Source organism: Tianweitania sp. (assembly GCF_032053605.1).
Lineage (GTDB): Bacteria > Pseudomonadota > Alphaproteobacteria > Rhizobiales > Rhizobiaceae > Tianweitania.
This window is the reverse complement of record NZ_DAMBUH010000010.1, coordinates 5,503-20,385: the sequence shown is the minus strand read 5'-3', so window position 1 is coordinate 20,385 and position 14,883 is coordinate 5,503. Positions and strand designations below refer to the sequence as shown.

Here is a 14,883-nt window from a genome sequence, read left to right as displayed (position 1 = left end):
GTCGTCGACCAGAACACAAAGTTAGGGTCCATTGTTGATGTGCCCTAACTCTTGCCGGCTTGTGAACTGGAAGCGTGCACTAGTTGATGGTTAAACCGGAAAGCCTTGGCTAAGTTGAACTAGTGGCGATAGATGCTCGATACCCATAAGGCTCAAATCATTATAGCACGCCGCATTGCTGCGGCCCTATTTCAAGCAAGCTTCATATCAGCTCCCAGGCAACTGGAGAGAAGAGCAAACAGGCGACTTCAAACCCTGCCTGTTATGGCCGAAACGTTTCCACAGCCACTCAAACCATATCGTGCGTCTGGATACACGTATGGGAGAGCTTGAGGGTTGGGCGCCGAGCCAATCTCACCGTTTAAGAGTTGTGTTGCGTAACCGACACACGCTGACGACTAGCTTCAAAGATGCCTTAGTCGGACCGCCTTTCAGAGCCCATCCAAACTTGATAATTTTTATCAAGTTCTCTAAGAGCCGAATTGTCGAAGGGTCGGATAGAGCCGCCTTCTACCCTCGCATGTCCAGGTAGCCACTGAGGTCTCAGGTCTCGGAAGCCAGTGTATTGTCGCGCTATCTGAGAGATCTCCTATGCGTTCCCTTCCTCGTCGCTCTCTTCTCGCCTGCACATTTCTCGTTTCTCTTACCAGTCTCGAGGCTTCTGCCCAGTCTCCAATCATTGCAGATGGCGCGGAAGGTAGCACCACTCAGTTGGGTACGGTCGTCGTCAGCGGGCGAGCCGCTTCGACGCCAGGCGGCGTCGCCGATACACCTCAGGCCAGTACCGCCTCACGCCAGGAAATTGAGCAGAAGCAGATCACCCGCATTGAGGATCTAGGCCGCAGCCTCGAGCCGGGGGTCAACTTCAATCGCAACACCGGTGCCGTCAACATCCGCGGTCTTGAGGGGCCCCGTGTGCTCACCACGATCGACGGCATACCGGTTCCTTATCTTAACGACACCACGCGCGGGTCTTCGGGCGGCGTCGATCTGTTCGATTTTTCGTCATTGGCCGGCGTCGACATTGTGCGTGGAACTGATTCCAGCCGAGGCGGCAGCGGTGCGCTTGGCGGCGTGCTGGGCCTTCGCACATTGGAGCCTGAAGACCTTTTCCGCAACGGACGTAACTGGGGTGCCTATACCGGGATCCTGTATGATGGATCAGACGACAGCATCCGTCCGAGCGGTGCATTCGCGCTTCGCCAGGGAAGCACCAGCGCCTTGTTCCAAGGCTCCTATGCCAAGGGCCATGAGCTGGATACCAAGGGCAGCCTGGACGTTTACGGTCCGCTCCGCACCAAGTCCAACCCGTCCGACTACGATCAGCATAATCTTTTATTCAAGCTGAGGCACGATCTCGAAGGCGGACATCGGATCGGCGTGACCGCCGAGCGGTGTCGCCGCGATCGGGATACGGATGACAAACGAGCCCAGACGCTAACGGGCAACTACCGACCTGGCGGCTATACGACGCTTAATGATGGCGCGCGCGACCGTGTCTCGCTTGATTATTCCTACGATGGCGGCGGGTTCATGAATGCCGCGAACGCCTCGCTTTACTGGATCGATCAGATGAGCGGCACAGGTTATAATGGCTATCGCTGGACGACGGCGAGAGGACCGGCGGCACGCTGGAACACCTACGACGAGACCACGTTCGGCTTCATCGGGTCTGGCGAAAAGCTTTTTGAAACCGGCACGCTTAACCATCGCCTCACGGTGGGGCTGGACTTGGCCGCGTCCACCTCGGAGCAGTATACTGCAGGTTACGATAACTGCTTGGTTCGTTATGAGCCGGCTTGCAACAACCTGCATACAAATCAGGCTGACGAGCCCGAAGTCGATGGCAAGAGGTTCGGCCTGTTCGTCGATGATGAAATTGGTCTTGGAGACAGCAACTTTTTCCTGACGCCCGGCGGTCGCTTCGACTGGGTGGATCGCAGTCCGAAGATGACCGATGCCTTCGGTGAGAACGCCTCCAATCCAGAGCTGCCTTCTTCCTTCACCGACAGCGCGTTTTCGCCAAAATTGCGCGTTGCCTATCGTCCATCGGACACGCTGGAAGTCTATGGGCAGTGGGCGATGGGCTTCCGCGCGCCGACGGCAGGCGAACTCTACAGCAGCTTCGGGGGGCCCGGCACCTATCTGCGCCGAGGCAATCCCAATCTTGAATCCGAGACGAGCCAAGGGTTTGAACTCGGCGCGCGTTTCGGCGATGAGGATCTCGGCTTCCGCGCCAGCATCTTCCACAATCGCTATCGGAACTTCATTGAGGCAACCACGGCAGCCGTGCAGGACCGGGTGAACTACCCGTTCGGAATCACGGAATTCGACAATCTGAACAGGGTCCAGATTTCAGGCTTCGAATTTGCTGCACACAAGCGTTTCGTCAACGGCTTCAATGTCGCGGGTTCGATCGCCTTTGCCCGTGGAGAAAACGACGAGACTGGCGCCTATCTCGGATCCGTTCCGCCGATCAAAGCCGTTGCCAGCGTCGGCTATGCTACCGAATATTGGGGCACCGACCTGACCTTCATCGGCGTCCAAGGTGTGTCTGACAAATCGGATGCGACCTTCAAGGCGCCCGGCTATGGGATCGTGGATGTCAGCGCATGGTGGAAGCCTGAACAGGTGGATGGCCTGACCATCCGTGGCGGTGTCTACAACTTGTTTGACCGGACCTATTACGATTCAATCAACGTTCGATCGACAACCGTGACCAGCGCGACCGACTCCTACTTTTCGGAGCCAGGCAGGCACTTCAAGCTGTCAGTTGCCAAGCAGTTCTGAAACAGATTGCGCCGGCTTCTCTGACACCGGCGCAATCTTTCTTGCGCGTAGTCAAAACCTGGTTTAATCCCGCACTAACCCTAGGTCTTCAGCAACGATTTAAGCTCAATGATCAGGACCAGCAGATACCTTGGTTAAAAGCCGAGCTGAGTTATCTCAGGGATTTGCTGCAAAGGCTCGTACAGCCGATATTACCTGTATCGGATCTATAGGCTTGGCAAAGAACTTGGCGCGAACGGGCAATTGGATGCGTGCGCCATCGACTCTCGAAGCCGTTAGGACGATCTCGATAGGCGGCCATCGGTCTCTTATGGCTGCCGCGATCTTTACGCCGTCGACGCCTCTTGGCATGTCGAGGTCCATGTAGACGATGCGGATGTCCAAGCGCGTCTCCAGAATCGCGATCGCGTTCTCGACGCTGGTAGCCTCAACCACCCCAAAACCGTCATCCTCGAGCATGTCGACGATATCGATGCGAAGAACCGGCTCGTCCTCGATGACAAGAACGATCGGTTTATTGGCCACTGGCCTTGGTCTGGAACTGCTCGCCACTCGGGTCACGCCTGCTGCATCTGCGACAGCGATGCACTCATCGCAGCCTGGAAGCCCTCTGGTTCGTAACTGAGCTCGACGCCGCCTGTTCCAATCAAGCCCATACGAATGATGCGCGAGCCAAAACCGCGTCCGCTTGGTTGAGACGGCGCTGGACCACCGCGCTCACGCCAAACAAGGTGAAATTCATCCTCACCATCCCGAGGGTAGATCTCCCATTCGATCTCCACCCGGCCATGCGGCACCGACAGGGATCCGTACTTGACTGCGTTGGTGCCAAGTTCATGCAGCAGCAGCGACAGAGATAGTGTCGCTCTGGGCCCGATCTCGATGTTGCGTCCCGACAAAACGAAACGATTACCCGCTTCGAACACCTGAAGGACGGCATTGGCGACATCCTGCAAGCGCGCTGATGACCAGCTTTGCTGCATCAACACGTCATGGGCTTGCGACAAGGCGCGCAAACGCTGATTGAGAGCGTCAACGGCATCGCGCTCTGAAACAGACTTGAGCGTCTGGGTCGCGATTGCCTGAACCATCGCAAACGAGTTCTTCAAGCGGTGCGACAGCTCTCCATTGAGAACCCGCTGGGTTTCTTCGGCTTGAATGCGGGCGATGGCTGCGTGGGCTCGGTCGCCGATTTGCCGCACAAACTGCAGTTCGTCCATTGTCCAGCTGTGCGGCATACGGGCGTGCGCAAATACGATCAGAACAAGACGCCCGCCTTCCATGATGGGAAGGTTCAACAACGAACGCGTTTCAATGGCCGCGAAAGAAGTCAGGTTGTCGCGCGTTCTCGGGTCGGTTTGGACATCCTCGATCTCGACTGTTTCGCCGCGTTTCAGGTTGGCGATGTATGAACCGAACGAGCGGAAGTCGTGCTTTCCAGCCACGCTTGTGATGCCCGGCGCGCACCAGTCTACAGGTACATCAATTGTCTCCGATAGCTCATCAACCGGGCCGAAGCCGACGCGGTCAACGGCAAGCCCTGAAGCCACGCATTGGGCTGCCGCGAGCGTGATGTCAGGCACGTTGCGGACGTCCCTGAGCTTGTCACCGAGTTGCAGGAGCGCGGCTTGACGGCGCTCATGTGCCATGCGGTTGGTGACCTCCAGAAAGATCAAGGTGAAACGGTCGGAGCCGATCGGCTGCGCCACGCCATCGTACCAGCGATCAAGAATGCCGACTTGCCGGGTAAAACGCACCGTTTTGCCGGTTTCTACGACGTCGGCAATCTCGTTGACCCATTCATCCTCGATGCCTGGGAAAACGTCGCGGATGGTGCGTCCGACCGCGGTTTGCTGCGGCATGCCGACAAGATCGTACCAAGCGGCGTTGACCTCCTCGTAGCGCCAGTCGATGATTTTTCCCGTCGCATCCCTGATGACCCGTCCGAGAACAAAACCTTCCTGCAAGCTGGCAAAGAGGGTTCGCCACCGGCTCTCGGAGATACGAACCTCCATCTCCTTCTCGACCGTTCGTGCGATCGAGCGCAGGCGGCGCATGTCCGCGTCGGACCAGGAACGGGCTTTGCCGTCGATGGCTGCCAATGCACCGACCACTTCTCCATCGGGCAGGGTGAGCGGCACGCCCAGATAAGCGACCACACCGATGTCGCCAATGGCTTGATTGTGCTTCAGCAGAGTGTCGAGACGGGCATCGGGCACGACAAGCGGCGCGGCCCGGTCAACAACGTGCTGGCAGAACGAATGGGTCATCGGGGTCTCGCCCCGTTCGGCCCAGGGAGAGGGCAATCCACTATGTCCGGCAAAAACCTGCCTGTCCTCATCGACCAACGTCACAATGGCGACGGGAACGTCCAAGACGTCACGGACGTGGTCGGTCAAATGACCAAATTGCTCTCGCGCGGTTCGGTCAAGAAGACCGCTTTGGCGAAGCGCGCGAATGCGAGCGGACTTTTCTAGAACAACATCTGAATGAAGCATGCGGATGCACCGGGTAACGACTTCGCGCCGGCTCCCTCGGAAGCAGTGGCGCCAGCTTCTCTAGCGGATCAAACCAAGCTCGTCACGATGACAGACAATGACAAAGCGACGAGATTTGACCTCGCAGGTGCTGCGGACGACGAGGTCATCGAGGCAGCAGAGCTACAGTCTTTCAGTCCCGAAGGTAGACGTGATGAGACTGTAAGCCCTTCCTGGCGAGGTCTGCTGCCCATCCGACATAGGCGATCCCTCGCAAACATTCTACGAACCGCTACCTTGAGCAAACGGACGTGTTCGGCTGCTAAATGCGGCGGCGCATTCTGGAAGGTCCGCTCAACAATGTTACCCAAAGTATCAGTTAACAAATATTACGCGGGAGACTTTCCAAATCCTGTATTGAAGGCACAAAGAAGCAGGTGGAAGTGCCTGCATCCGGCAAGACAAAAACATTCGAATGTAGGAACACAAAACCTCGGAACAGTTCGGAGGATCCACGGTTGGGTTGACGGTCAGCCAGCGAGGTCGAGATGTCATCCAACCCTGCCAGCCCGCCGAACGGTGTCAGTCGACGCGGTTTTCTGAGCGGAAGCGCAACACTTGCAGTCGCAACACCTTTTGTCGCCCATGCCGCGGAACAGGCAGCGCCAGTGGCTGCGGCGAAAGATCCTCATGCCAAAGTCGACGTTGCGTTCAGCATCAACGGCAAGCCCTATCAGCTGGGGCTTGATGCGCGCACGTCTCTGCTTGATGCGCTGCGTGACCATGCTGGGCTGACCGGCACCAAGAAGGGCTGCGACCACGGTCAGTGTGGCGCCTGCAGCGTGCTCGTGGATGGCCGTCGCGTTCTTTCCTGCATGAGCTTTGCCGTCATGCAGGAGGGCGCCGAGATCACGACGATTGAAGGCCTGGCATCGACCGACGGCACGTTGCATCCCATGCAGCAGGCCTTTGTCGATCATGATGCGTTTCAGTGCGGCTATTGCACGCCCGGCCAGATCATGTCGGCAGTGGGCTGTGTTCAAGAAGGCCACGCGGAAAACGATGATGACATCCGCGAATATATGAGCGGTAATCTTTGTCGCTGCGCCGCCTATCCCAACATCGTCGCCGCCATTCGTCAGGCCCGCGACGACATGAAGGAGGGCTGAGATGCGCGCGTTTTCTTATGAACGGCCGTCCGATCTCCAGGCAGCGATCAAGGCAGCTGGCACGAGCCCCGATAATCAGCCGCCGACGCAGGCAGCCGCCCAGTTCATTGCCGGCGGTACCAACATGTCGGATTACATGAAGCTGAACGTCAATCGGCCCGAGCGGCTGATCGACCTGAACAAGCTGTCGGAGCCGGCGATGACGGCGATCCGTGTGGACGATGCCGGGCTTCATTTAGGCGCCCTGGTGCGGATGTCCGATGCCCAGGAGCACGAGGACGTCGTCCGCATGTTTCCGGTTATCTCCGACAGTTTGCGGCTCGCCGCGAGTGGCCAGATACGCAACATGGCGAGCCTCGGCGGCAATCTTCTCCAGCGCACCCGCTGTGAGTATTTCCGCGAAGTTTCTTGGCCGTGCAACAAGCGCGAACCTGGCGCGGGTTGTTCGGCGCTCGACGGCGTCAACCGACAGCATGCCGTGCTCGGCGGAAGCGAGGCCTGCATCGCGACCTATCACGGTGATTTCGCCCAAGCGCTGATTGCGCTCGATGCGGAAGTGGAAATTGCCCGTGCCAAAGGCAGCCGCCGTATGCCGTTTGCCGATCTGCACAAGCTGCCTCAGGACACGCCACAGATCGAAACCGCACTATCGCCCAGCGACATCATCGTGGCAATTCATGTGCCCTCCGGCCCGTGGAGGCGGTCACGCTATCTCAAGGTACGCGATCGAGAATCCTATGCCTTCGCACTGGCATCCGCTGCCGTCGCGCTGGACATGGATGGCGATACGGTGCGCGGCGCGCGCATCGCGCTCGGCGGCGTTGCGACCGTACCTTGGCGAGCTAAGTCGGCCGAAGAGATGCTCACCGGTCGAAAGCTCGACGAGGCTGCTGCGAAGGAAGCCGCTGACACAGCTTTCGCCGAAGCCAGTGGGCGCAAGCACAACGCCTACAAGATACCGCTCGGCAAGCAGACGCTGGTGCGTGCGCTGCTGGAAACCCAGGACATGAAGGTCTGACCATGAGCGATGCCGCCCCTCGGCCCAAGGAAAACATGGGCGAACCGTTCCCGCGCATCGACGCGCGCCTCAAGGTCACGGGCCAAGCGCCCTACCCTGCCGATGCGCCGATCGCCAACCTCGCTTACGGCACATTCGCCGTCAGTTCGATCGCGCGCGGCAAGATCAACGCCATCGACATCGAGCCTGCCAAAGCTGTGCCAGGCGTGCTTGCGGTGTTCACGCATCGCGAAATGGCCGGTCAGCTTGAACATCCGAAGTTCGGCAACGCCGCCGCGTCCTCCATCGCGCCGCTCGACACGACGGATATTCTCCATGATGGCCAGCCGCTTGCGCTGGTGATCGCCGAGACCTTCGAGGCGTCGCAGGAAGCCGCGCAGGCAATCCGCGTTGATTATGCCACCGAACAGCCCAGCGCCACCTTCGACGCACAAGGCACCGAGATAGTCGCTGCCAAGGAGGCCAGCGAGCAGTTCGAGGAAGATGTGGCCGCCGGCGACTTCGAAACGGCCTTCGCGGCAGCACCCGTAACGGTCGACCAGCGATACTCCACGCCCACCCAGCACCACAACCCGATCGAGCTGTTTTCGACGACCGCAGTCTGGGACGGCGACGGGCTGACCGTTCATGAACCCAGCCAGAACGTGACCGGTTGGAAGGTGGAACTCGCACGTCAACTGCGCATGGAACCGGAAAAAGTCCGGATTGTCAGCCGCTATATCGGCGGCGCTTTCGGCTCCAAAGGGCCGATGACATCGCGAACCGCCATCGTAGCCTGGGCTGCGAAAAACGTGGGCCAGCCTGTGCGCTGCGTGGTCAGCCGCGAACAGTCCTACATGACGCAGACCTACCGCGCTGAGACCCGCCACCACATCCGCATGGGCGCGGACCGTGATGGTCGCATCACCGCTTTTGCCCATGAAGGCTGGGAGGTCACTTCACGGCCGGATCCTTACGTGGTCGGCGGCACCTCCACTACCGGTCGCATGTATGATTACGGCTCGGTGCTGACCAAGGTGTCGATCGTGAAAGCTGATCGTAACACGCCTGGCTATATGCGGTCTCCGCCGGAAACGCCTTATGTCTATGCGCTGGAAAATGCCATGGACGAGATGGCAGTCGCGCTCAACATGGACCCTGTCGAGTTCCGGCGCGTGAACGATACGCAGGTCGAGCCCATCGGCAAGAAGCCGTTTTCCAGCCGTTCGCTGATGACGTGCTATGATCAGGCCGCCGAAGCCTTCGGCTGGAAGGAGCGCAATGCCGCTGTCGGGTCGATGCGCGACGGCGATTGGCTGATCGGCATGGGCTGCGCCACCGCTATCTATCCGACCAATGTCGCGCCTTGTACGGTGAGGTTGCGGCTGAACGCGGATGGCGGTCTTCGCCTTCAGTGTGGCTCCCATGAAATCGGCACAGGCGTGCGTACGATCGCGGCTCAGATGGCGTCCGAGCGGCTGGGCATCCCCATGGACAAGATCGAGGTGGAAATGGGCGACTCCAGCCTGCCGCCTGCACCTGTTTCCGGCGGATCCGTTTCCACGGCCAGCGTTTGTTCCGCAGTGATCAAGGGATGCGATTCCATTCGCGGCAAGCTGTTCGGCGCCGTGGCGTCGGCAGATGGACCGTTGAAGGGAGCCGAGCCTGCCACTCTCGACATGAAGGACGGCGCGGTCACGGCAAGGGACGGGCGCTCGATGCCCATGAAAGATGCCTTTGTCGCCATGAAGACCGGCGTGATCGAGGACTATGCCGAGTTCGCGCCGGACGGAGCGACACCGGAAGCCGTCTCCAAGCTTTATGGCGGGCAATCTGAGATGAAGGGCGGTGAGAAGGGCGAGAAGGTGAAATACGCCTTTGGTGCCGAGTTCGTGGAAGTGCGCATCAACACGCGCACGAGGGAAGTGCGCGTGCCACGCATCGTCGGCGCTTTTGCCGCCGGGCGCATCATGAACACGCGCACAGCCCGCAGTCAGCTTATGGGCGGCATGATCTGGGGCATCAGTTCAGCGCTGCATGAGGTGACCGAGATCGACCCCCGCGCCGCTCGCTACGTCAATCGCGATTTGCAGGATTATCTGGTGCCAGTGAACGCCGACATTCGTGACCTGCAGGTGATCCTCGTGCCGGAAGTCGACATGGACGTGAACCCTGCCGGGGTAAAAGGCCTGGGCGAATTGGGAAATGTCGGCACCGCCGCCGCCATCGCCAGTGCAGTCTATCACGCGACCGGCAAACGCATCCGCGACCTGCCCATACGGCTGGAGACCCTTCTTACATAGAGCCAACCAGCTTGCGTGATCAGCCATCAAAGCTGGCGTCGCGTCTTTCATCAGATGCAGCACCGGAACAAGTTGAAGCAAAATCTACGATCAGAACGTGATTTCAGCACCGGAACGTACCGACTGGGTGAAGTTGGAAGAGGGCAAGCAGATCAGACAGCCTACCACCGCTACTGGCGGAACCAGACTTGGCTAGGCCGCGTCGAACTCGACTCCAGTATCCGCCGACTGATCTTTGGCAGCACTGACGATCAGGTGCCGAAATGCGGCATCAGCCAGTTGCGGGTCAGAAGATCGAGCAGAGTCAGCGACAAGAGGATCGTCAGCCAGACGAGCCCCGCCAGAACTGCGAGCCGCACGGCCCAGCCTTCACGGCAAAAGCCCATGAAGAACCAGACGATCAGCAGCGCCTTAGCCATGGCGATGCCGAAGCTCACCGCCGGGCTGGCATGGCCGAGCGGCAGGAAACTGCCCGCGACGGTCAGCACCAGCAGTGCGAGCAGGCCAAGGTAAACAAAAGCGAGCGGGCGCAGTTCGCTCTTCATCTCAGCGCACCAGATACAATGCTGGAAACAGAAACACCCAAATAACGTCGACCAGGTGCCAATACAGCGTTGAAACCTCGATCGTGGTTGCCTGTCCGGGCATTCGCGTCGCGCGGGTAGCGATCCGCGCCGCGATGAACAGCAGAAGGCAGACGCCGATTGTCACGTGAACGGCGTGAAGACCGGTCGCCATCAGATACAGGTCCATGAACAGGCGCTTGGCCGGTTCGCTGAGCTTCGCATCGCCACCGGCCAGCGGGAAAAGGCCTTCGCCATATTCCAGCGTATATTCCCACCCCTTGAGGCCGAGAAAGACGAGGCCCATAACAGCGGTGACCACCAGCAGCCAGCCTGTCGCCTTCCCGTCGCCGGATCGCGCGGCGGCGGCCGCCAGTGCGGCGAACAGCGACGACGTCAGCAGCACCACTGTATTGCCGGTCGCGATCCAGATGTGGAGTTCGCGCGAGGTCTCGACAAAGATCTCCCGATGCGCCGCCTGATAGAAGATCAGCGCGGCGAAGAGGCCGCCGAACAACAGGATCTCGGTGGCGAGGAAGATCGTCATGCCGAACAGCGCGGCGCGCCGCTGCTGCTCCGGATCGGAAAACGGCTCCTCGACCGGGTCTGCGTGCGTCATGCCTCGCACTCCTTCTCGACCTCATAGTCGTAGGGTTCGCGCGTCACGATCGGGATCTGATCGAAATTGTGCTTGGGCGGCGGCGACGGCACGGTCCATTCCAAGCCGGTCGCTTCCCATGGATTGTCGCCAGCCGGTTTGCCGTAGCGCAGGGCATAGATGAGGTAGGCGAAGGGAAACAGATAGGCGAAGCCGAGGATAGTCGAACCGGCCGACGACAACACGTGCAGGACCTGAAACTGCGGGTCATACACATGGTAACGGCGGGGCATGCCGAGATAACCGAGGATGAACTGCGGGAAGAAGGTCAGGTTGAAGCCGAAGAAGATGAACAGCGCCGTCAAGCGACCCCAGCCGATCGAGAACATGCGCCCCGTCATCTTCGGCCACCAGAAATGCAGCGCGCCGAAAAAGGCCGAAACCGTGCCGCCCACCATGATGTAGTGGAAATGCGCGACCACGAAATAGGTGTCGTGGACATGCACGTCGAGCGCCAGCATCGCCAGGATCAGGCCGGTCAGACCGCCCACCACAAACAGGCCGATAAAGCCCATCGCGAACAGAAACGGCGGATCGAGCGAGATGTGGCCTTTCCAGAGCGTCGCGGTCCAGTTGTAGACCTTGATGCCGGAAGGCACCGCAACCACAAGGCTCAAGAAGGAAAATACCGCGCCGGCATACATCGACATGCCCGACACGAACATGTGGTGCGCCCAAACGAGGAAGCCGACGGCGGCGATGCCGAGTGACGAAAACACGATGAACCAGTAGCCGAACACCGGCTTGCGCGCCGCCGCCGCAACCAGCTCGCTGACCACCGCCATGGCCGGCAGCACCATGATGTAAACGGCCGGATGGCTGTAGAACCAGAACAGGTGCTGATACAGCAGCGGATCGCCGCCCAGCGCCGGATCGAAGATGCCGAGCCCGAACAGCCGCTCGGCCACGATCAGCGCCAGTGTGACGGTCAGCACGGGCGTGGCCAGAACCAGGATCACCGAGGTCGCGTAATGCGACCACACGAATAGGGGCAAGCGCCCCCAGGTCATGCCCGGCGCGCGCAGCGTGTGGATCGTCACGATGAAGTTGATGCCCGTCAGGATCGAGGAAAAGCCGACCACGAACACGGCTGCGGCGGCCATCACGACATTGCCGTTGGCGAACATGGACGACAGGGGCGTGTAGAAGGTCCAGCCCGTGTCGACGCCGCCGGCCAGCAGCACCCAGAGCGTAAAGAGCCCGCCGATCCAGTAGATGTACCAGCTTAGAAGGTTGAGCCGCGGAAAAGCGAGATCACGCGCGCCGATCATCAGCGGGATCAGGAAATTGCCGAACACGTTCGGGATCGACGGGATCAGGAAGAACCACACCATGATCACGCCATGCAGCGTAAAGGCGCGGTTGTAGCCTTCATTGCTCAGCACGTCGCCCTGCGGCGTGAGGAGGTCGGTGCGCATCAGCCCCGCTGCCATGCCACCGATAAAGAAAAAGAAGGTGACGGAGATCAGATACAAAAGTGCGATGCGCTTGTGGTCGGTGGTGAAGAACCAGGAGCGCAGCGTGTGGCCGGCACGTAAGTAAGACACGCGCTCGGAGCGCGTCTCGTTGATGGGCTCCTCGCCGGAAGCCACTTCCGAACTGCCGCGTCCCGTCACTGTTTCGCTCATGGCGCGGTGCCCTCAGGTGCCAAATTCTGCGGCGCCACCGCGCCGGCAGCCGCACCTTGCGGCATCACGGCCGATGGTCCCGCCAGCGACTGGATATAGGCGACAAGGCGGACCAGCCCTTCCTCGTCCACGACATCCTTGAAGGTCGGCATGATCGGCGGATAGCCGGCTGTCACCTGCGCGTTGGGCAGCAGGATGGAGTCACGGACATATTGCGCATCGGCCACCACCGTGGAGCCATCCGACAAGGCGACAGGCCGGCCGTACAAACCATGGAGCGATGGAGCGCGCCGGGTCGAGCCGCTTTCATGGCAACCGGAACAGCCGAGCGTACGGAACAGCCCAGCGCCTTGCGCGGCCAGCGTGTTGTCGGTGGCGAACTGGTCGAGCCATGCGGCGTAGTCCGCCTGCGTCTGCACAACCAGGCTGCCGCCCATCAGCGAATGGTCGGTGCCGCAGAATTCCGCGCAGGCAAGACGATAGGTGCCGGGCTTGTCGGCCGAAAACCAAAGGCTCGTATAACGCTCGGGCAACACGTCCTGCTTGATGCGCAGAGCCGGCAGGAACAGCGAATGGATCACGTCCTGCGAGATCATGTTCAACCGGATCGGCTCGCCGACCGGCACATGCAGCTCGTTGATCTCGCCCTGCCCGCCGGGATGCTGGAACTTCCACATCCAGCGCTTGGCGACCACCTGCACTTCCATGGCGTTGGCGGGCGGCTGGTGCAGGTCGAAGTAAAGGCCGGTCGACCAGACATAGAAAACGAGGATCAGAACGAATGGGATCAGCGCCCAGGACGTTTCAAGCCAGACATTACGGTTCATCGGGTGCTGACGGTCGGCCTTGTGGCCGCGCCGGTATTTCACCGCGAAGTAGACAATCAAAATGAAGACCGGCGCTGAAAGCGCGATGATCAGCCCGGTGAAGGCAAGGATCAGAAGATCCACGGAATGAGCATAATCCGACGCCTGCCCCGGCCAGATCTGGATGAAATCGCTCACTTGGCGTTATCCGTCTGCCGCCGTCGCTCGCGCAGCACGGCGATGCCAATGAAGCCGGCCAAGGCCACGACCATGCCGCTGCCGCCGATCCGCAGCATGGACCAGATCAGGGTACCATAGCGGCCGGTCACGGGGTCGTAATGGTAGCAAAGCAGCCGAACCGCATCGGTCCAGTTGCCGATCCTGCCTTCGCCCGCTTCGGTGAGCGCCAGCCGCAGATCGGTCGGACTTGGCGCCAATCCGTAAAGCCAGCGCGACAGCTTGCCGTCAGCCGTCAAAACGGCGGTGGCGGCGAGATGGGCATATTGATCGACTTGCGGGTTGAAGCTGTAGCGATAGCCCAGCGCATCGGTGACGGCATGGATGTCCGACTCGCTTCCGGTAAGACCGAAAACGCCGCCGGTTGCAGCCAGTTCGGGAAAGGCTTTGCTCCATTCGGCCAGTGAGCGCGCCGCCGCTTGCCGGTTCTCGCGCGGGTCGATGCCGAAGGCGATGAGGGTGAAGTCGCGTCCGGGGCGAAAGCCCTGCGCCTTGATCGCCTGCGCAACACCTTCAAGCGTCACGCCGCAGATGTTGGGGCAATCGTGCAGAACCGGAATGAGGATAAGCGGCTTGCCGGCGCCAATCTCGGCCAGCGTCACGGTACGGCCCGCCTGATCCACGAAGGGCGCATCATCAGGGATCTGCGTGCCGGAGCGGTTGTCGATGCCGGTTTCGACGAAGGGATCATAGGCCCATGCCGGCGATGCCGCGATCAGGAGCAGAAGGAGAGCAAGCATTTTCATCGGCCGCCCTCCTCGCCATCGGGCCAGCCCTGATCCGCGACCATCTCCATGGCACGGCTGATCGGCACCTGCGCGCGTTCATGCTCGCCGTCGGGCCAGCGATAGCGCGTGAGTTCGGCTGCCGCACGCGCATCAAGCGCGGGACGCTCACCCAAGGCCGATGTTTCCAGTTGCGGTCCGACCGGCTTGGGCTGCGCCGCCACCAAAGGCGGTACGTCCGGCTGCGTGCGGTTGCCGGCGAAATAGAACAAAAGGCCCATTACCAGTAGCGCGGAAACGCCGATGCCGGCCAGCAGGCCGAACATCGTGGCGAGAACGCCGCGCGCCGGGATCTGGTCAGGCTGCGCGGCGGGAACAGGCGTTGCCGCCTTCGATCCGTCGTGCGTCAGGTTCTGCATCTCCGCCTTGGCCGTGCTCATCGCGCGACCTCCTTCGCCCGAGCGGCAAGGCTCGTCAGAAGCGGAGCGGCAAGCAAGATCAGGCCAAAGAGCGACAACAGGGCCCAAGGC

Annotated in this window: 12 protein-coding genes; 4 read left to right on the top strand and 8 right to left on the bottom strand. The window is 60.4% G+C overall.

Translation table 11 applies throughout. The features are described from left to right. Nucleotides 1–711 precede the first annotated feature (711 nt). On the top strand, nucleotides 712–2,790 hold the full coding sequence (locus tag RTX98_RS04315; RefSeq protein WP_312794851.1) for a TonB-dependent hemoglobin/transferrin/lactoferrin family receptor: 2,079 nt from the start codon (nucleotides 712–714) through the stop codon (nucleotides 2,788–2,790). Nucleotides 2,791–2,946: 156 nt separating this feature from the next. Here RTX98_RS04315 and RTX98_RS04310 read toward each other — a convergent pair whose 3' ends face one another. After that, nucleotides 2,947–3,342, bottom strand: coding sequence for a response regulator (locus RTX98_RS04310; protein ID WP_312794850.1), 396 nt, complete (start codon nucleotides 3,340–3,342; stop codon nucleotides 2,947–2,949). Nucleotides 3,343–3,347: 5 nt separating this feature from the next. Then, nucleotides 3,348–5,288, bottom strand: coding sequence for a GAF domain-containing protein (locus RTX98_RS04305; RefSeq protein WP_312794849.1), 1,941 nt, complete (start codon nucleotides 5,286–5,288; stop codon nucleotides 3,348–3,350). Between the two features lie 527 nt (nucleotides 5,289–5,815). Between RTX98_RS04305 and RTX98_RS04300 the strand changes: the two genes are divergently transcribed. Genes RTX98_RS04300 through RTX98_RS04290 form a run of 3 tightly spaced genes read left to right on the top strand, consistent with a single transcriptional unit; the run spans nucleotide 5,816 to nucleotide 9,736 of the window. Next, entirely contained in the window at nucleotides 5,816–6,436 is a 621-nt protein-coding gene (locus RTX98_RS04300; protein ID WP_312794848.1) for a (2Fe-2S)-binding protein, read from the top strand. A 1-nt stretch (nucleotide 6,437) separates the two neighbouring features. After that, complete coding sequence (locus RTX98_RS04295) at nucleotides 6,438–7,454, top strand: xanthine dehydrogenase family protein subunit M (protein WP_312794847.1); 1,017 nt, start codon at nucleotides 6,438–6,440, stop codon at nucleotides 7,452–7,454. 2 nt (nucleotides 7,455–7,456) lie between these two features. Then, complete coding sequence (locus tag RTX98_RS04290) at nucleotides 7,457–9,736, top strand: xanthine dehydrogenase family protein molybdopterin-binding subunit (protein WP_312794845.1); 2,280 nt, start codon at nucleotides 7,457–7,459, stop codon at nucleotides 9,734–9,736. 251 nt (nucleotides 9,737–9,987) lie between these two features. Here RTX98_RS04290 and RTX98_RS04285 read toward each other — a convergent pair whose 3' ends face one another. The 6 genes from RTX98_RS04285 to RTX98_RS04260 are packed head-to-tail and all read right to left on the bottom strand — an operon-like array spanning nucleotide 9,988 to nucleotide 14,793. Further along, entirely contained in the window at nucleotides 9,988–10,281 is a 294-nt protein-coding gene (locus tag RTX98_RS04285) for a cytochrome C oxidase subunit IV family protein (protein ID WP_312794843.1), read from the bottom strand. Nucleotide 10,282: 1 nt separating this feature from the next. Further along, a complete protein-coding gene (locus tag RTX98_RS04280) occupies nucleotides 10,283–10,918 on the bottom strand; it encodes a cytochrome c oxidase subunit 3 (protein ID WP_312794841.1) in 636 nt (211 codons plus the stop codon). Continuing rightward, entirely contained in the window at nucleotides 10,915–12,585 is a 1,671-nt protein-coding gene (gene ctaD / locus RTX98_RS04275; RefSeq protein WP_312794839.1) for a cytochrome c oxidase subunit I, read from the bottom strand. Before ctaD ends, RTX98_RS04280 begins: the two co-directional genes overlap by 4 nt. Continuing rightward, complete coding sequence (gene coxB, locus RTX98_RS04270) at nucleotides 12,582–13,589, bottom strand: cytochrome c oxidase subunit II (RefSeq protein WP_312794837.1); 1,008 nt, start codon at nucleotides 13,587–13,589, stop codon at nucleotides 12,582–12,584. The genes ctaD and coxB overlap by 4 nt, the downstream gene beginning before the upstream one ends. Next, nucleotides 13,586–14,374, bottom strand: a complete 789-nt coding sequence (locus RTX98_RS04265) for an SCO family protein (RefSeq protein ID WP_312794836.1) — start codon at nucleotides 14,372–14,374, stop codon at nucleotides 13,586–13,588. The genes coxB and RTX98_RS04265 overlap by 4 nt, the downstream gene beginning before the upstream one ends. Next, nucleotides 14,371–14,793, bottom strand: coding sequence for a hypothetical protein (locus RTX98_RS04260; RefSeq protein WP_312794835.1), 423 nt, complete (start codon nucleotides 14,791–14,793; stop codon nucleotides 14,371–14,373). Before RTX98_RS04260 ends, RTX98_RS04265 begins: the two co-directional genes overlap by 4 nt. Nucleotides 14,794–14,883 lie beyond the last annotated feature (90 nt).